General features: G+C 44.8%; 15 protein-coding genes. 10 read left to right on the top strand and 5 right to left on the bottom strand.

Annotated features, from left to right (window positions below; all coding sequences use genetic code 11):
* Window positions 1–106 precede the first annotated feature (106 nt).
* Window positions 107–1,000: a bile acid:sodium symporter family protein gene (locus ACR64G_RS10270; protein ID WP_435979202.1), complete on the top strand. Its 894-nt coding sequence runs from the start codon at window positions 107–109 to the stop codon at window positions 998–1,000.
* 115 nt (window positions 1,001–1,115) lie between these two features.
* Here ACR64G_RS10270 and ACR64G_RS10265 read toward each other — a convergent pair whose 3' ends face one another.
* On the bottom strand, window positions 1,116–2,117 hold the full coding sequence (locus ACR64G_RS10265) for a formate/nitrite transporter family protein (protein WP_435979201.1): 1,002 nt from the start codon (window positions 2,115–2,117) through the stop codon (window positions 1,116–1,118).
* 224 nt (window positions 2,118–2,341) lie between these two features.
* On the opposite strand from ACR64G_RS10265, the gene ACR64G_RS10260 reads away from it, so the two are divergent.
* The 5 genes from ACR64G_RS10260 (at window position 2,342) to ACR64G_RS10240 (ending at window position 8,800) form a co-directional block, all read left to right on the top strand.
* Entirely contained in the window at window positions 2,342–5,287 is a 2,946-nt protein-coding gene (locus ACR64G_RS10260; protein ID WP_435979200.1) for a valine--tRNA ligase, read from the top strand.
* Window positions 5,288–5,694: 407 nt separating this feature from the next.
* On the top strand, window positions 5,695–6,021 hold the full coding sequence (locus ACR64G_RS10255) for a hypothetical protein (protein ID WP_435979199.1): 327 nt from the start codon (window positions 5,695–5,697) through the stop codon (window positions 6,019–6,021).
* A gap of 24 nt (window positions 6,022–6,045) precedes the next feature.
* On the top strand, window positions 6,046–6,585 hold the full coding sequence (locus tag ACR64G_RS10250) for a hypothetical protein (RefSeq protein WP_435979198.1): 540 nt from the start codon (window positions 6,046–6,048) through the stop codon (window positions 6,583–6,585).
* 140 nt (window positions 6,586–6,725) lie between these two features.
* On the top strand, window positions 6,726–8,021 hold the full coding sequence (locus ACR64G_RS10245) for a VWA domain-containing protein (RefSeq protein ID WP_435979197.1): 1,296 nt from the start codon (window positions 6,726–6,728) through the stop codon (window positions 8,019–8,021).
* A gap of 347 nt (window positions 8,022–8,368) precedes the next feature.
* Window positions 8,369–8,800: a hypothetical protein gene (locus ACR64G_RS10240; protein WP_435979196.1), complete on the top strand. Its 432-nt coding sequence runs from the start codon at window positions 8,369–8,371 to the stop codon at window positions 8,798–8,800.
* Between the two features lie 73 nt (window positions 8,801–8,873).
* Here ACR64G_RS10240 and ACR64G_RS10235 read toward each other — a convergent pair whose 3' ends face one another.
* Window positions 8,874–9,707 carry a hypothetical protein gene (locus ACR64G_RS10235; RefSeq protein WP_435979195.1) on the bottom strand — a complete coding sequence of 278 codons (834 nt, stop codon included), beginning with the start codon at window positions 9,705–9,707 and terminating at the stop codon, window positions 8,874–8,876.
* Window positions 9,708–10,028: 321 nt separating this feature from the next.
* Here ACR64G_RS10235 and ACR64G_RS10230 point away from each other — a divergent pair, with 321 nt between their 5' ends.
* Window positions 10,029–10,451 (top strand): YbaN family protein, encoded by a 423-nt coding sequence (locus ACR64G_RS10230; RefSeq protein ID WP_435979194.1) that lies wholly within the window; start codon window positions 10,029–10,031, stop codon window positions 10,449–10,451.
* A 247-nt stretch (window positions 10,452–10,698) separates the two neighbouring features.
* The gene (gene cspE, locus ACR64G_RS10225) at window positions 10,699–10,908 is read left to right on the top strand and encodes a transcription antiterminator/RNA stability regulator CspE (RefSeq protein ID WP_435979193.1); all 210 of its coding nucleotides are present in this window, start codon (window positions 10,699–10,701) and stop codon (window positions 10,906–10,908) included.
* A gap of 72 nt (window positions 10,909–10,980) precedes the next feature.
* Here the strand turns inward: cspE and ACR64G_RS10220 are convergent, their stop codons facing one another.
* Entirely contained in the window at window positions 10,981–12,063 is a 1,083-nt protein-coding gene (locus ACR64G_RS10220; RefSeq protein WP_435979192.1) for a YeiH family protein, read from the bottom strand.
* A 208-nt stretch (window positions 12,064–12,271) separates the two neighbouring features.
* Between ACR64G_RS10220 and ACR64G_RS10215 the strand changes: the two genes are divergently transcribed.
* Window positions 12,272–13,207, top strand: coding sequence for a LysR substrate-binding domain-containing protein (locus ACR64G_RS10215; RefSeq protein ID WP_435979191.1), 936 nt, complete (start codon window positions 12,272–12,274; stop codon window positions 13,205–13,207).
* Between the two features lie 109 nt (window positions 13,208–13,316).
* Here ACR64G_RS10215 and ACR64G_RS10210 read toward each other — a convergent pair whose 3' ends face one another.
* Window positions 13,317–13,778, bottom strand: a complete 462-nt coding sequence (locus tag ACR64G_RS10210) for a universal stress protein (protein WP_435979190.1) — start codon at window positions 13,776–13,778, stop codon at window positions 13,317–13,319.
* 121 nt (window positions 13,779–13,899) lie between these two features.
* Window positions 13,900–14,358, bottom strand: a complete 459-nt coding sequence (locus tag ACR64G_RS10205) for a universal stress protein (RefSeq protein WP_435979189.1) — start codon at window positions 14,356–14,358, stop codon at window positions 13,900–13,902.
* A gap of 289 nt (window positions 14,359–14,647) precedes the next feature.
* Here ACR64G_RS10205 and ACR64G_RS10200 point away from each other — a divergent pair, with 289 nt between their 5' ends.
* Window positions 14,648–17,737, top strand: a complete 3,090-nt coding sequence (locus ACR64G_RS10200) for an insulinase family protein (protein ID WP_435980705.1) — start codon at window positions 14,648–14,650, stop codon at window positions 17,735–17,737.
* Window positions 17,738–17,825: the final 88 nt, after the last annotated feature.

The following is a 17,825-nucleotide window of genomic DNA, read 5'->3' as shown; positions in this document are numbered from 1 at the left end:
ATACTAATTTGCTACTCTAACCTATCGAGATAGGTACAAGATGTAGTACACCGCGCAGCTCTCATAAACAGACCGATATAATGGTCTTATCTACATGGATGTAGTTATGGAAAGTGTTCAGTTAGTCACCTTAGTCAATTCTGTTGTTATTCCTATCTGTCTGTTTTTGATCATGATGGGTATGGGTATGACCCTTATTACCAAAGACTTTAAACGGGTCTTGAAGTATCCAAAAGCGGTGGGCATTGGTCTCACCAATCAGCTAATCTTATTGCCTATCATAGGTTTTGCCTTAGCCAATATTATGCCACTACGACCTGAATATGCAGTTGGCGTGATGCTCCTTGTGCTTTGTCCTGGCGGCACGACCTCCAACTTGTTTACCTTTTTGGCCAAAGGCGATGTCGCCTTATCCGTCACGATGACGGCGATTGCTAGTGTGGTCACAGTATTTACGATCCCTATCGTATTGAGCTTTTCGCTGATTCACTTTATGGGTGCGGGTAGTGAGTTTCAACTGCCTATCATAAAGACCATGGTCTCTTTATTTGTCATCACCATTTTGCCTATTAGTATTGGCATGTTGATTAAGCGTTTTGCGCCAAAAGTTGCTGATAGCTCACAGGTATTGGTCTCGCGTTTTGGCGTGACCTTTTTGACCTTTTTAGTAGTGTTTTTGAGCTACGTGCAGCGAGATATCATTGTTGATGCCTTTATTAATACAGGGCCTGTCTCTTTGATACTTAACCTTGTGACAATGGCAATCGGTTATTACAGCAGCAAGTGGTTCGGATTAAATTTATCGCAAAGAACGTCTATCACTATGGAAGTTGGCTTGCAAAACAGTACCTTGTCGATCTTCATGGCATTGACCTTGTTATCCAACTACGATATGTCGATGACGCCTGCGATTTATACGCTTATTATGTTCTTGACCGCAGGTATTATGGTTAGAGTCTTTAGCGCTAAGTTTAAAAGAGAAGGCGCGCTTGCGGCTTAATACTCATTTATTAGCATAAAAATAAAAAGCCCTACGTTATAGCAAAATCTGCTATGACGTAGGGCTTTTACATTATTATAAGTGAGACAACTAAAAGTTGAGCCAATAAGCTAGCTTAGCGCTTGCGACCATTGATACGGGCAACGCTATCGAGATGCGCCTCTTTATCTTGCTCTTTGGCTTTGGCAATATCGAATAAGAAAGTGCGGTTTTTGAGTACCGCCACGAACACCACGCCGCCGACCGTATTTCCTGCGAGTACAACGACCAAAAATACCAAGTAGCGCCCAAGGCTAACGGTATTGCCATAAAGTAGGGCGGAGAATATCTCAATGTTGCCGACGATACTATGATGTAGCCCCAAAAAACCAATGCTACCGGTAATCAAAGTGACCAGCACAATGCGGCTAATCGTATCGCGCGCCGAGGTGACCAGCCAAGCGGCAATCCCCATCATCCAGCCAGCCAGTACCGCACTGCCAAAGATAACCCACCAACGAAATCCCAAAATATGCTCGGCATAAGCATCGATGTCACTTGCGCTAAAAAGATGCATATTGAGACCCAAACCGATCATCAAGGCTGCGAACAAACAGCCACCGACCACGTTACCTGCGATAACAATGCCCCACAGCCGCAGCAATTTATTCACAGGCTCAATCTTATTGATGACAGGTAAGCTCAACAAAGACGTCTGTTCGGTAAATAGCAGAGACTGACCGATAACGACAATGATAAAGCCTATTGGGTAGAGCAAGGAGGATAACACCATCGCAAAGTTATTGGGCATAACCTCGGTGAGTAGGGCAAAAGCGGAGAGAATAACAAAAAAGCTGATGCCAATCTCCAGCCCTGCGGTAAAGGCGCTGGTAAATAGTGAACCCAAAGAGCGATCAAATGTCTCCTTGGCGTCGATAACTTGCTCGACCAAGATGCTCGCGTAACTCTTGGCCTGGCTTAGATTGTCATCGCTTGCGACGCGTTTTATCGTCTCTTTATCCGCGTCACTAATCTGCGCCGGCAAGTCGTCGTTATCTACAGTACCATCAGCGCCATCCACTAGATGCTCTGATGTGAGTGGCTCGCGGGTCTCGGTCTGTTTACTCTCTTGGGTCACGGTATGCTCGCTTGATAAAGGGCTCTATAATAGGCTGCTAGTGTAGAGGGTTGCGCTCAGGGTTGTGTTGACTATTAGAGTCATTGCTGTTGTTGAATGTTAAGTGAGGCTCAATCGACTCATAAATCATCTTAGCACCTAACAAAATCTAGCTATCTGCGTTAAAATCACTCTACCACTTATTTTGTCTACTTTTATAGACCTTACTACTAAAAGATAAAACTATGAGCAATAGCACCTTAACCCAATCTATTCAAGCGGCCTTAAGCCAACTTGAAAACGCCTATAACCCTGCCAAAGTCGAAGCAGGCATGTATCAAGGCTGGGAAGACAGCGGCTATTTTCAGCCGACGTTTGATAAAGACGAGTCATTTTCTATCGCACTACCACCGCCGAACGTCACGGGTAGCTTGCACATGGGTCATGGTTTTAATAACGCGATCATGGATGCGCTCACCCGTTACCACCGCATGGATGGTGACAATACGCTGTGGCAGCCCGGTACGGATCATGCAGGTATCGCCACCCAAATGGTCGTTGAGCGCCGTCTGGAAGCGCAAGGTATCAAGCGCCGTGACATGACGCGTGAAGACTTCATCGATAAAGTGTGGGAATGGAAAGAAGAGTCGGGCGGCAATATCACCAGCCAAATTCGCCGCTTGGGCAGCTCGGTTGACTGGTCGCGTGAGCGCTTTACCATGGATGATGGTCTGTCCAATGCGGTAAAAGAAGTGTTCGTACGTCTGTTCGACGATGGCCTTATCTATCGTGGTAAGCGTTTGGTCAACTGGGATCCTAAGTTCCAAACCGCATTATCTGATTTAGAAGTAGAAAACCACGATGAAAAAGGCAGCTTATGGCATTTCCGCTATCATTTCACGGATACAGAGCTGCTGACTCAAGATGGTAAAAACTATCTGGTCGTAGCAACCACACGTCCTGAGACCTTATTGGGTGATACGGCTGTCGCAGTCAATCCTAGTGATGAGCGTTATGCGCATTTAGTCGGCAAAACCATTACCTTGCCAATTACGGGTCGCGTCGTGCCTATCGTCGCTGATGATTATGTCGAAAAAGACTTTGGTACGGGCTGTGTCAAAATTACTCCTGCCCATGATTTTAACGATTATGAGTTGGGTCGTCGTCATGACTTGCCATTGATTAACATCCTTGATGAACGCGCCAATATCTTAGCATCGATGGAAGTCTATCCTGATCTGCAAACACGTGAGCCAGAATTAGAGACCACGCCAAGCGAGTATGCTGGTTTAGAACGTTTTGCCGCGCGTAAGTTCCTTGTCGAGCAAGCAGGCGAGCAGGGCTGGCTAGAAGATATCGAAGACTATGCATTCAAAGCCCCACGTGCTGAGCGTGGCGGCACGATCGTCGAGCCGTTTTTGACCGATCAGTGGTATGTCGCTGTGAAAGAGCTTGCCAAGCCTGCGATTGACGCGGTAGAAGACGGCAGCATCGAGTTCGTCCCCACGCAGTACAAAAACATGTATATGTCGTGGATGACCGATCTGCAAGACTGGTGTATCAGCCGTCAGTTGTGGTGGGGACATCGTATCCCTGCATGGTATGACGATGCGACGGGCGAGATTTATGTTGCCCGTGATGAAGCGGAAGTACGTAGCAAGTACAATCTAAGCGATGATATCGTATTGCGCCAAGACGATGATGTACTCGATACATGGTTCAGCTCAGGTCTGTGGACATTCAGTACGCTTGACTGGGCAGACCCGAACGCTGATCCGCGCGTGCTTGAGACTTTTCACCCAACCAGCGTGCTCGTGACAGGTTTTGACATTATCTTCTTTTGGGTCGCGCGCATGATCATGATGACCATGCACTTCGTGAAAAACGAAGATGGCACGCCGCAAGTACCGTTTAAAACCGTTTATGTGCATGGTCTAGTGCGTGATGGCAATGGTCAAAAAATGTCAAAATCGAAAGGCAACGTTTTAGATCCGATTGACTTGATCGATGGTATTGAGCTTGAAGCGCTGGTAGAAAAACGCACCAGCAATATGATGAACCCGAAAGACGCGGCCAAAATCGAAAAGCAAACGCGTAAAGAGTTCCCAGAAGGTATTCCAGCCTTTGGTACCGATGCGCTACGCTTTACCTTTACCTCGCTTGCCAGTACGGGTCGCGATATCAACTTTGACCTAAAGCGTGTCGAGGGCTATCGTAACTTCTGTAATAAAATCTGGAACGCCAGCCGTTTTGTACTGATGAACTGTGTCGATAGCGAAGGTACTGCCAAACCTATCGACCAAGCGCCTAATCCTGAGGTGTGGGAATTACCAGAAAAATGGATTATGAGTCGCCTAAACTCAAGCATCAAAGACATCCATCAGCATTTTACCCAGTATCGCCTCGATATGGTCAGCCAAGACATCTATGAGTTCATCTGGAACGAGTATTGTGATTGGTACGTTGAGCTTGCCAAAGCCAGCCTCAATGATGACTCGGTGACGGACGAGCGCAAAGCACAAATCCGCTATGTCCTCTTGCATGTGCTTGAGACCGCGTTGCGCTTCACCCATCCAATCATGCCGTATCTGACTGAGCAAATCTGGCAGACCATCGCGCCACTATTAGGTCGCAAAAACACCGAAAGCATCGTCATCGCGGACTACCCACAAACCGATAATGCCCAAATCAGCGAGCAAATCGAGTCGGATATGGCATGGCTACAAGAGCTGATCGCCAGCGTCCGTAACATCCGTGGTGAGATGAAGCTAGGCAATGCCGTACGTCTGCCAGTGCTACTACAAAATATCTCTAGCGATGAAGATGCGCGTCTATCCCGTATCAAAAACCAGTTCAAAGCGCTTGCCAAAGTCGAGAGCTTAGAGATTATAAATAGTGGTGACGGCTCTGATCAAAAGATTCCACTATCATCATCAAGTATGGTTGGTCAGCTACGTGTACTCGTACCGATGAAAGGTCTGATCGATCCAACGGCTGAGCTAGCACGTTTAGGTAAGTCATATGATAAGTTGAAAGGTCAGTTAGAGGGCATCGCGCGTAAGCTAGGAAATGAAGGCTTTGTCAGTAAAGCACCTGCGGAAGTGGTCGATGCTGAAAAGGCGAAACTGGCTGAGCTAGAAGGGCAGTTGACCGCGATGACGGCGCAGATGGAAGAGTTAAAAGCGTTGTAACTAAAGCAAAAGCTTAAAGAGCATGGCCTCAGCATCGGAGTCCTTTAATAATGGGCAAATATGCGATGCACGGGGCGGTGTTCTTTAATGACTCAGCTTGTCCCTCGCGCTAGATTGAATATAGTTAGATGTATTACGCTGTTATAGCTGTTATAGGCTACTTTAGAGTCATAGTGTTTTGCACGAAACAAGCGATAATATGGTAATATTAGCAAAACAACTATTAATTAATGAACTATAGTTCTATAATACCTCTGGTTATTTTCCGTTAGAAAGCTATGAAAATTCATATTTTCTATTACTCTACCGTAATAGAAAAATATATTAGTTACAATTATAATTAGCTTACTGTTATATACTTGATCTACAAGAGGCTTATATGAGATTTGTTTTATGCAGAGGTACGAGTGGAACAAACTGATATTGCAAATGAAGTAGCCCAAAAGACCGAGTTAGCAGAAGGTAGCACTGGTAAGGTTGAAGCGGTGACTAATTTTCTGTCTAATCTATTAGAAACTGTAGGTCCAGAATATTTCGTAGCTATAGTATTTTTTTTTGGTGCTCACTGGTATCTTCACAAGTTATACAAGTCCAATTTAGATAATAGGCAATTACAAATTGATCGATTAGCAGCAGATAATAGTGAGTATAGAGACAGATTTCTCGCGATACTTGATGAGAAGTTTTCATACGATAGTACTACTAAAAAAAGCAGTAAAAAGAAGGCTAAGTGAAATGTTAGAATGGAGAAAATTATTATGTTAATACTAATGCTAGTAATTGCTGTAATATTTGCTCTTTTCGAAACTGTCTACTTGAAAAGAATTCAGAAGCACGATCGTTATATTTTTGAATTTTGTGATTTACGCAGAGATATGATTACATATCTATACGAAGAGAGAAATGGTTTATCTAGGTCTGATTATATTCAGCTGAGAGAAATTCTGAATACTAACAATGTTACTATCCATAACTATAAGGATAGTAAACATACAATGTTTAATTTTCGACGATTTATAGATAAGCTAAGAGTTATTGAGAATAAGAAAAGTAGAGTAGAAAGCAATGTTTTACCAGAGGTAAAAGTATTTCAAGTACGACTGGTTCATATAGTTTTTGATGCTTTTCTAGCTTATACTCCTTTCTTAAAGTCTGAAGTTATAATTAAAGTACTATATTTTATTACCTCTAATGCTGTAAAAGCAGGTTTTAAATCGTTAGTTCCTTATGAAAAAGATTTAGAATTTATTAGAACTCTGGGAAAAGAATATAAGGCTGAGCAAGCTAAATTTTGTTAGCTAGGCTATTCTTAGTAAAATTATATCAGTTCTACATACACAGCCGCTATAGCTTTTAGTTATAGTGGCTTTTTAATGTCTAAAACTGCGTTATCGATCAAGAAAAAATTGTGATTAATTATGATCTATTAAGGAACACCATGAACCATCTCACCGTCGGACAACGCGTACCTTTAAGCAACCTTACTATTGACGATACCGCACCCATCACGCTTAAATTTACCCGCCAAAGCCCGATAGAGATGAATATCAGCTGCTTTGCCTTAGATGCAGCGGGTAAACTGATCAATGATGATTACATGGTGTTTTATAATCAGCCAACCTCATCATGCGGACAAATCAAGCTCACCCATTACGAGTCGCAGCCAACGGCGAATAAAGGCATTCAAGCCGAGTTTGAGGTTAACTTATCCAAACTGTCTACTGATATAGACAGCTTGTTTTTTGTATTATCAGCCGATACGCCGCTTAATCAAATTCAATCGTTAGAGATTGTTATTTGGCAGCAAACCCAAAAAGCGCAGGCAGCGTATCAAGCAGCAGACTTTGCTCAGCAGCAAGCCAGTATGCTGATGCAGCTTTACCGTAAGAGTGGCGTTTGGCGAGTATCCAACGTCGCGCAAGGCTTTAATGGTGGACTTGCCGCCATCGTGCAGCATTTCGGTGGCGATGTAGAAGAGAGTAGCCCACAAGCAGCAGATACGACCGCCACGCCAATGCAAGCAAAACCGTCGCTCGAGAAGGTCATGCTAGACAAAGCACCAAAACTGGTCAATCTGGCCAAAAAAGCCACCATTTCGCTAGAAAAACGCCAATTGCAGCAATTAACCGCAAAGGTAGCGTTGGTGCTAGATGCTTCAGGCTCAATGAACAGGCAGTACAAAAAAGGCCGCGTGCAAGAAGTGGTCAATCGCATATTGCCATTGGCAGTGAGCTTCGATGACGACCAAGCGCTAGACTGTTGGGCTTTTGGTGAGCAGTGCTCTTATCTAGGTGAGGTCGGACTCAATAACTACGCTGATTTTATCGATACCGTACAGGGTGGCTGGCGTAAATGGCAGTTAGGCGCACGTACCAATAATGAAGCAGGAGTAATGAAAGCGGTCACTGATTTTTATCAGAATGATGGACTCAATGTTCCCGTTTATATTTTATTCATCAGTGATGGCGGAGTGCGAGATACGCGTGGCATTACCAAGATCATGACCGAAGCCGCGAAACTACCGATATTTTGGCAATTCGTTGGTTTGGGTGGTCGTAGTTACGGCATCTTAAAAGACTTAGACGATATGACGGGACGACTAGTAGATAATTGCAGCTTTTTTGAACTAGACGATTTGGATGATGTTAGCGAAGAAGCTTTATATGAGAATATGCTAGAAGAGTTTCCAAGCTGGCTCAAAGAAGCACGTGAGATAGGGTTGATACAGAAATGAAAATAACTTCTTATCTTGATTAGTACAAAAAACCGTTACCGCATCTCGCCGTAGCGGTTTTTTCATAACTAAATCTTGCCATATTACTAGCCAAACCAACACAATCTCACCACCCATGACAGCACTTTTTTACAAAGGCATCTCTACAAACTGCTAAGATACAAGGATGTCGCCATGGTATCGATTTGCGCTGTATCGAGTGTGCTGTGAGCGATATAACAAGAACGATAAGGTTCGATACCTAGATATAGTTAAGTCATTCTTTCCTCTGTATTGGAGTAATCGCTATCATAAATATATATGTCGTCTTTTGGATTGCCCTGACGTTTTTTGCATTTTTGATTACTGTGAGTAATATCAACAGTTATAAGTCGATCCTTGCTAGAGACTCGCGCCCAAGAAGACCTGCTAAGGGTGATATTTTTGAGATTGAGACGAGTTTTTATAAAAAGGATGCGACGCTTCATGATGTGCTGTTTTTTCATGCGTCAGCATCGGGCGTTGCAGTCGTCTTATTGGTACTGATTATCAAGGGCGAAACCTTGTTTCCGGGTACAGTGACCTTTTTTGGCCCGCTATCTTCTCTGGCTATCTTTACCATTAGTATCGTGCTGCTATTATTAGCATTTTACTTTTTTACTATCTCTATTCTCAAGCTCGGTCATACGCTGTCTCGAGTACGCCGCGCTGACGGCAAAGAGATCAAATCGCTATATGCCATTGGCGGCGTTTTTGCTTACTTTTTCATTTTTGCGATATTGGCGCTTATCTTGGTGTAAGGGTTGCGGCACTCAGATAAAAAAACCGCTCGCAATATGAATTGTGAGCGGTTTTTTTATTAAGGATATAGACTTATTCAGGGTACAGCGGGTCGAGCATTTTTTTGGTGGCGATAGTACCCGTCACTGGCGTCTTGAATACTTCAGAATCGATCTTACCTGATTTGTTCCACTCGATTTGATTGGTTTCTAAATTGACTAGGTGGATGGAGTAATCTTTGCCAGGCGCTCTATTGATCATCGCACCCGCTAGCGGCGACGTAGAGGCCGCAGTAAGTTTTAGACCAAAAGACTGTTTGTTAGCAGCGCCCAAAACGACGAAGGCTTTATTCGCACCTTCAGTTTTGCGAATGGTATTCAAGCTAGCAGCGTCTAGGTTGAGCGGTGTATATGAGCCTGTTTTCATATTGATCGCGCTAATTTTTTTGGCATTTACTAGCGCAGTATATAGGTTTAGGTAGGCTTGGTTAGTGACGCCATCAAAGGTATTGCTAGAGCTGAGTACAGGATAATTGGTATTCAACACATCTTTGGCATCTTCAGTCGCCAAGATATCCATCTGTGACAGCTCTTTTTGTGTCAGTGCGCCGCAGACAAAAGGGGATGAGACGTTATTGACTACAACGCCTTTTTCCGTGAGTCTCTCCTTGAGCGTATTGGCAATGGCGACAGAAAGCGCGTCAGAATTTTGGTACATGATATCGTCTTTACCGACCTCAACTCGTAGTACACAACCGTCGCTGATAATACCCACAGATTGAGCCTTCAGGTTTTGCTGCGTCTTGTCATAAGCAGATCGCGCTTCTGGGTTTGTCGTCGTCGCACAGCCACTAAATACAGTAACGACAGCGAGTGCGACAGGTAGAGTAAGCACTTTGATAGAAGGGAGCGTAAACCGTGTGACCATAAATATCCTTATAAACAGTATAAAAGTTGAGAAACACAATCAAGGTCAACGATGGATAGCTGACCATAGAGAACAATAGTTCGATAACGGCGAATTATGCCTGAGTTTTTGGGATTCTCCTACTACTATTTATACAAAAAAAAATTATCTCAAGCGTCTGTTATTGTCTCTAAGGTGGTGTTAATACTGAAGATATAACATAAAGCTATAAAAATAATCTTGTGCTCATTTGTACTTTGTTGCATCCTTATTGGCTTACGTGGATTGCTAGGATATACGTTAATAGCGATCTATTTTCTACTGCCCAATGACATCTCTTATATGACTGAAAAAAAAGCCTTTTATCACCGCCCAAAGACCAATCAATCTAATAGTCCTACCGTGCGCTGGACTTTTTTGACGCTGGGCTGGGTGTTTTTTGTATTGGGAATCATTGGTGTATTATTGCCTGTCATGCCAACCGCGCCTTTTATATTGCTCGCTGCAGGGTGCTGGGCGCGTAGTTCACGACGCTTTCATTTTTGGCTGATCAATCACAAGTATTTTGGCAAATTTGTCCGCGACTGGGAGAATAACCATGCGGTGCCGCGATATGCCAAGTGGCTGGCGAGCATTATGATGGCGATATCAACGACGATGCTATTTTTTAACCTACCAGAGGATATGGTTTGGATCGCCTGGGTAGTCGCTGTGATCTGCATGGGCGTTGCTATCTATCTGTTTCGTCTGCCAGATGCCAAGTAGATTCATCGTCCAAGAAATCAAGCACTCAGTCCATGCTATCGGCTTAGTTACACAAAATACCAGATAAGGCTTGCACTGGTGTTGTAGGGGTCTTATAATACGCCCAAGCTTAAAAGCAGTTCTGCACCAAATCATTACCTCGTAGTATTAGTTATAATCCTTCGTTTTAATATTTATCGTACAGTAGCTATTTGCAAGCGTTACCGGTCACTTAGACCATTAATAAATTAAAAAGTAGGTTATTACTATGTCAGATACTCAAAAAGGTACAGTTAAGTGGTTCAACGAAGCTAAAGGCTTTGGTTTTATCGCTCCAGAAAACGGCGCAGACGTTTTTGCTCATTACAGCGAAATCACTGGTTCTGGTTTCAAAACTTTGGCTGAAGGTCAAGAAGTTGAGTTCACTGTAACTCAAGGTCAAAAAGGCCCACAAGCTCATAACATCGTTGCTGTTTAATCTCTGATTAAAGCACTATGTTAAAAAAGCGAACCTTCGGGTTCGCTTTTTTCGGTCTAAAATTTGAATCATTCACAGCAAGCTAACCCCAATATTGATAAGCCCGCCACCGAGTATCAGCCAAGCGAATATCATCGCACCTAGCAGTAACGGCTTGATACCTGCTTGTTTGATAGCGCTCAAATGCGTGGTCAGTCCCAGTGCAAACATCGACATTGTCAGTAGTAAGTCGTCTATGCGTACCATCGTACGCTCAAAACTGTCGGACATCGGCACCCAAGTATGCACTACGACAATAAGAATAAAGATGAATGCAAACCAAGGCACTTTGACTTGTTTGGCACGACCAATTAGCGTCTGCTTTTCGCCAGGTGTACTCTCGTCTTTAGTTAAAGAAAAGGACAGTATGAGTAAAAAAGGCGCGAGCATCATGACCCGTATCATCTTGGTCACGACTGCCGTATTACCGACATCATGACTGACAGCGTTGCCTGCGACGACGACTTGTGCGACTTCATGAACCGTAGAGCCTGTGTAGATACCGTATTGCTGAGCGTTGAGCCATGGGGCTAGCCAGCCTAAATGATACAAGAACGGATAGAGCAGCATGGCAATAGTGCCAAACACAACTACGGTAGCGACTGCAATAGTCACCTTGTGAGCGTCCGCTTTGATAACAGGTTCAGCCGCGATAACCGCAGCCGCGCCGCAAATGCTTGCGCCTGACCCAATGAGCATGGTCGTCTGCTTATCGACTTTGAGCCATCTCGTACCAAGCCAATAGGTCAATAAAAACGTCGATATCAGCACTAGTGCATCGCTGACAATGGCTGGCATGCCGACAGTAGCGACTTGCGTGAAGGTCAACTTAAAGCCATAAAACATAATGGCTAAGCGTAAAATTTCACCTTTGGAGAAATTCACACCATTGCTTAGTTTATCGGCAAAACGTGGATAAACTGTATTGCCAAGTAATATACCGGTTAAGATGGCAAGGGTTAAAGGTGACAGTCCAACCATAGCGCCATTCGTCCAGACATATAAGCGACTATCGAGCCATAGACAAAATAGGCTAGCTAATAGCACCGCAATCAGTCCCAATCCTTGAGGTTTACTTGGCACATAATTGACGATGGTCTGACTCATAGTACTCATAATTGACCTAGCCTACGGTTTACCTTAATTACTATTTACTTTGCTTACTATCGACCTTACTGATATGACCGTCAGCATGACGATTATCTGTACCTATACACGTTGATATTATAAGTAAAGTCTGTTTATAATAAAAACAGATTGATAAGATAGAACCTATCTTTTTTAGTGGTTAATAGTGTCGCTTGTATTTATAAAATTAAGAGTGATGAATAATATGAAGAAATCGGCGCAGACCTTACCAAAAATTACTCTGAAGCAATTAGCCGTGTTTGTTAGTATTTATCAGACAGGCAGCACGAGTCTTGCAAGCTTAGAGCTGCATTTATCGCAATCAGCGGTGAGTAGTACGCTTGGCACTTTGGAGACGCGTTTACAACTGCCGTTATTTGAGCGCGTAGGGCGTGGGCTCACCCCTCATGCCAATGCTCATCCTATCTATGTTCAAGCGCAAGCGCTGCTCGGGCAAGCATTGACACTAGAGCATTATCACAAGCACCAAGCGGGGCAAATACATATTGGTGCGAGTACCACTATCGGTAATTATGTATTGCCAGCTCTGCTTGCTCAGATGTATGAGACGCAACCAGAAGCTAATATCGAAACCTATATTGCCAATACACAAGAGGTCATCAGTGAGATTGAGCAGCTGAATATCGATATTGCGCTAGTTGAGGGTATGCCGCGCCCAACCGATAGCAAAGTGATTGAGCAGCGCGCTTGGCGCACCGATACGCTGATGATATTTGCCAAAGGTGACAGCAAATGGTTAGCGGACATGGATAAAGGGAGGGATAAAAGTTATACGCTCACCCTTGAGCAATTAGCCTCGCGGCCACTACTAGTGCGAGAGGCGGGGTCTGGTACGCGGCAAATTATCGACGAGCAGTTATTGCAACATCTGCCAAATGCTGAAGTGATTAAAGCGGTGAGTCAATCAGAGGCTATCAAAAATATGGTCAGTGCTGATATCGGATTGGGCTGTTTGTCACAGCACATTATCGAAAACGAGCTTACCACAGGGACGCTAGTACAAATCAAAGTTGCAGGTATCGATCTATCACGGACATGGTGGCTGGTGTGGCACAAGGTTCGTCATAAAAGTCCTATTTGGCAAACCTTTATCGACATCATTGATGAGTAGTGATTTTATTATGTTCCAAGCAAAAAACGCCGTATCACTTATGACACGGCGCTTTATATCTTTTTATAGCACTAAGTTTAAACCGTTCATAAAACTAAGTCTAAACCTGTTATTTAGAAACAGGTTTGTCCAGCCTAACGACAAAGCTATCGCAAGGTACGTTTGGCAAGATATTGTCGGCAGTCGCGCCACTAATCCAAGCGGCAATACCTGTGCGTCTATGACGACCGATGACCAATAGATCGACATCGTTTTTGTGACAATAACTGACGATACCCTCGCTACTAGAGATGGCGGTGGTCACCTGAGAGGTTGTGGCATCTAACTGGTTGCGCTCTAAGAACTGCGCCAGTTTTGCGCGCGCTTCTTGGCAACGTTCATCATCGATCTCATCATAAAGACTAGAGGCGGGAACGAGCTCGTAGCCAAACCCGACCATCGTGTCTTTGACGATATGGAGTACCGAGAGCTTGGAGCCTGGGCGATTATCAACGATGCGTTTGGCCTTTTGCGCGACGATATCGGCATCAGAGAGCAGGTCGGTGACCAATAAAATATGTTCGTAACTCATGACGTTTTCCTCATAGCAGATAGTAATAACTATAGCACTACTATAGGGCGCTGTTAAGTAGAGCTTGTTTATATTGGCTAAGTTTCACATCTACTTGAAGTCACCGATAATCGTATAACGATTATGGTACTGATTGATCAAGCTTGACGACTAGGCTATCACAAGGCGTGTTTGGCAAGATATTATCGGCAGTAGCACCTACTAGCCAAGCTGCGATACCGCGCCGCTCGTGACGCCCAATAACCAATAGATCAACGTCTTTTTCGTGGCAATAACTGACGATACCTTTGTCGTTAGAGATAGCGGCGGTCACCTCGGAGTTGACTGCCTCTAAGGTATTGCGTTCAATAAACTGTGCTAGCTTGGCTCGCGCCGCTTGCCAGTGCGCGCCGTCTTTATCTCCTGATAATTCAGAGGCTGGAACGAGCTCGTAACCGAAGCGCACCATATCATCTTCGACGATATGCAGCACAGATAGTTTAGCATCAGGTGAGCCTGCAATAATGCGCTTGGCTCGCTCGGCGACAATATCGGCGTCCGGTAATAAATCGGTAACCAGTAAAACATGCTGATAGCTCATAATATGCTCCTCACTATTTATCAAATGGCTACCTTGATAGTAACAGTACCACTAACCTTTGTTAAGAATTAGGTCCATAATTTGATTAGGGTTATACAAGTTACTGTGTTTTTACTCTTTTAAACGGTAAAAAGGGGTCTTGAATATAACAATGGAGAGCTATGTACTGACTTGACTTATCACAGCGCCAGCCCCATCTAACAGCGACAACATTTATAAATATAGTTTACTAATAAAAGCACTGTAGCGATAAATAACAAGGATAATTATGAGCGACACAATGACAGATATGGCCGATACGACTACCCGTACAGCAACGGACAATGCCTCAGATATCGACTTAACGTTGCACCCAGCATTTGAACTGATTGAGCATCGTCATATTGAAGCGCTCTCGATAGACGTTCTAATAAGCCAGCATGTCAAGACAGGCGCTATGCACTATCATTTGGCACATCCCAGTGACGAGAATGCATTTTTGGTTGGTTTTCGTACTCAGCCAATGGACTCAAAGGGCGAGGCGCATATCTTAGAGCACGTGGCGCTATGTGGCTCCAAGAAGTTCCCCGTACGTGATCCGTTCTTTTCGATGATTAAGCGCTCACTTAATACCTTTATGAATGCCATGACCGCCGCCGATTGGACAGCGTATCCCTATGCCACGCAAAACAAAAACGACTACTTTAACTTGCTTGATGTCTACCTTGATGCCGCGTTTTTCCCTAATATTCATCCGCTTGATTTTGCCCAAGAAGGCATTCGTGTTGAGCTAGACGAAGACGACAAGCCGCAGTTTAAGGGTATTGTTTTTAATGAGATGAAAGGGGCGATGAGCGGTGAGATCGATCAGCTCTATCATACGGTCGCGCATCACCTGTTCCCAACGACCACTTATCATTACAACTCAGGCGGTGATCCTGCGGACATTCCTGATCTGACTCATACAGAGCTCGTTGAATTTCATAAGAGCCATTATCATCCGTCAAACAGTGTGATTATGAGCTTTGGTAATATTCCCGTGGCTCAAACGCAAACGAAGATACACAAAGATGCCTTAACTGAGTTTGAGACAGGTCAAAAGCACGTGTCTCGTCCAGAAGTCCGTCTAGCAGCGCCGATTAGCGCGACCGATACGTATACCGCTGACGAAGCAGGACCTGATCAGACTCATCATGTCGTAGCGTGGTTGCTACCGTCTATCACTGATCCCAAGCAGCGCCTAGCACTGCGTCTATTAGAAGGCGTGTTGATTGAGCATGCAGGATCACCACTGCGCGCCTATTTGGACAGTCATGCGCTGGGCAAAGCGCCAAGTCCGCTGTTAGGACTCGATGATAGCCATTATGAAATGGTCTTTTATACGGGTCTTCGCGGTTCTGAGCCTGAACACGCTGAGGCAGTTGAGCAAGGTATTATCGACTTATTGACCGATGTGGCAAGCAAACCTGTCGACGATGAAACCATCGAAACTATCTTGCATCAGATCGAGATCGATCAGCGTCATATCGGCGGCGATAGCATGCCTTATGGTTTAAACTTGCTATTAGAAGGCTTTAGCACCGCCATTCATGACGGCAATCCCATCGATGTATGGGAGGTCGATGAGCACTTGGCATGGCTGCGCGAGCAAACTCAAGATGAAGCATGGTTACCTAACTTAATTAAGACTCATCTGCTCGACAACCCGCACCGCGTCCGTGTGACCATGACGCCTGATAGTGAGAAGTCAGCGCGTCTGGTTGCTGCTGAGCAAGTACGCCTCGATACTATTGCGATGGATTTAAGCAATGATGACAAAGCTATCCTAAAAAGCCAAGCGCTTGATCTAGCTGCTCGTCAAGCCGCACCAGATGACGTAAGTTTATTGCCTAAAGTTGGTCTAGAGGACGTACCTACCGATATCAGCTTAAAAGAAGGCAAGCAAAAACAGGTCATGCTAAGCGGACAGGAGAGTACGCTGTTTGAATACGAAGCGGGCACCAATGGCTTGTATTATTATCAAGTCGTTGTACCACTCACAGATGCGATTAATAAAGTCAATGCCGACTTTGCAGATACACAGCTACCTGCCAATGATGTCATCAATCATCCGCTATTGCCTATTTATTTAAGTTTACTATCAGAGCTAGGTACGGATACAGCGGACGCTTATGAGATGCAAGCAAAACAAGCAGCGCACTCATCGGGTGTCACTGCCCGTATTAGTCAGCGTACTAGTATTGATGATAGCCAGACGATTAGTAGCTTCTTTGTGGTTGCCACGCGCGCGCTCAACCGTAAACCTGAGGCGATCGATCTGCTCAAAGAAGTTATGGAACATAGTGTCTTTAGTGAGCACGACCGTATAAAAGAGATTTTACAGCAGCGCGCTGCCAGTTGGCAGTCGCGCCTAGCGAGTGCTGGGCACGCTTATGCTTTGCAAACGGCCAGTCGCGGTATGAGCCGTCAAGCGCAGCTTGAGTATGTACGTAGCGGCTTGCCAGCGCTCAACGCCCTCAAAGACTTTTTGGGTCATGCAAGCGACGATGATACGCAGTGGGATCAACTGGCTATAGCCTTAATGGACTTACATCAGCGTCTCATCAGTCTGCCTAAGCATGCGATTATCGTATGTGAAGCCGAGCAAACCGAGCGTTTGAGTCAGCTCATTGTCGATAGTTGGCAGGACAACGAGGCATCTACTATAAAACCTGCGCTAACGGATGCTAATATTCCAAGCGAATTTACAGCTTTGACGCTAGATCCTACGCTTAACGGCGAAACTGATGCAGCGCATAGGCTTGAGCATAATCCTATCGTTGAGGATATCGCTTGGCTCGTATCTACCAACGTCTATCATAACGCTAGCGCCTATACCGTACCTGCGGCTGATCACCCAGATACGGTGGCTCTTATGGTATTAGCGCCTTATCTACGCAATGGCTACTTGCATAGCGCGATTCGTGAGCGTGGCGGTGCTTATGGCGGCGGGGCAGGCTATGATGCCAATGCCTGCGCCTTTAAATTCTTTAGCTACCGTGATCCGCATTGCATTGAAACCTTTGCTCATTTTGAGGCTAGTATCGAGTGGTTAATTAATGAGCCGCAGACGGATGAGCAGTTAGAGGAGGCGATACTTGGGATCATCTCTGGTATGGACAAACCAGGATCTCCTGCTGGCGAGGCGATCAAAGCCTGCTTCACAGAGCTCCATCATCGTGATATTGAGTGGCAACGCAAAACGCGCGCCGCGATACTAGCGGTCACTACTCAAGATCTGCAGCGCGTTGCCAAGCAGTACTTGCAAGGCCAAGACCATGTCCGCTCAGTGCTTGCGCCATTTGACAAAGAAGAAGATATAAAAGCACTAGGCTTTGAGATACGCAAAATAAAGGGTTAAGAGAGTAGCTTAGTAATAGACGTAAAAAACCCGCCATTCTCATCAGAATGGCGGGTTTTTAATTCACATTGAGTCGCGTAACGGTTAT

The sequence above is a fragment of the Psychrobacter sp. DM4 genome (genome assembly GCF_051307035.1).
Classification (GTDB): domain Bacteria; phylum Pseudomonadota; class Gammaproteobacteria; order Pseudomonadales; family Moraxellaceae; genus Psychrobacter.
The sequence above is the reverse complement of the archived record's forward strand: the minus strand, read 5'-3'. Positions and strand labels throughout refer to the sequence as shown.

Excerpts from the sequence above, each read along its gene's own strand:
- ACR64G_RS10270 (WP_435979202.1), top strand. The coding sequence starts at position 107 with ATGGAAAGTGTTCAGTTAGTCACCTTAGTCAATTCTGTTGTTATTCCT.
- ACR64G_RS10260 (WP_435979200.1), top strand. The coding sequence starts at position 2,342 with ATGAGCAATAGCACCTTAACCCAATCTATTCAAGCGGCCTTAAGCCAA.
- ACR64G_RS10250 (WP_435979198.1), top strand. The coding sequence starts at position 6,046 with ATGTTAATACTAATGCTAGTAATTGCTGTAATATTTGCTCTTTTCGAA.
- ACR64G_RS10245 (WP_435979197.1), top strand. The coding sequence starts at position 6,726 with ATGAACCATCTCACCGTCGGACAACGCGTACCTTTAAGCAACCTTACT.
- ACR64G_RS10235 (WP_435979195.1), bottom strand. The coding sequence starts at position 9,707 with ATGGTCACACGGTTTACGCTCCCTTCTATCAAAGTGCTTACTCTACCT.
- ACR64G_RS10230 (WP_435979194.1), top strand. The coding sequence starts at position 10,029 with ATGACTGAAAAAAAAGCCTTTTATCACCGCCCAAAGACCAATCAATCT.
- cspE (WP_435979193.1), top strand. The coding sequence starts at position 10,699 with ATGTCAGATACTCAAAAAGGTACAGTTAAGTGGTTCAACGAAGCTAAA.
- ACR64G_RS10220 (WP_435979192.1), bottom strand. The coding sequence starts at position 12,063 with ATGAGTACTATGAGTCAGACCATCGTCAATTATGTGCCAAGTAAACCT.
- ACR64G_RS10215 (WP_435979191.1), top strand. The coding sequence starts at position 12,272 with ATGAATAATATGAAGAAATCGGCGCAGACCTTACCAAAAATTACTCTG.
- ACR64G_RS10210 (WP_435979190.1), bottom strand. The coding sequence starts at position 13,778 with ATGAGTTACGAACATATTTTATTGGTCACCGACCTGCTCTCTGATGCC.
- ACR64G_RS10205 (WP_435979189.1), bottom strand. The coding sequence starts at position 14,358 with ATGAGCTATCAGCATGTTTTACTGGTTACCGATTTATTACCGGACGCC.
- ACR64G_RS10200 (WP_435980705.1), top strand. The coding sequence starts at position 14,648 with ATGGCCGATACGACTACCCGTACAGCAACGGACAATGCCTCAGATATC.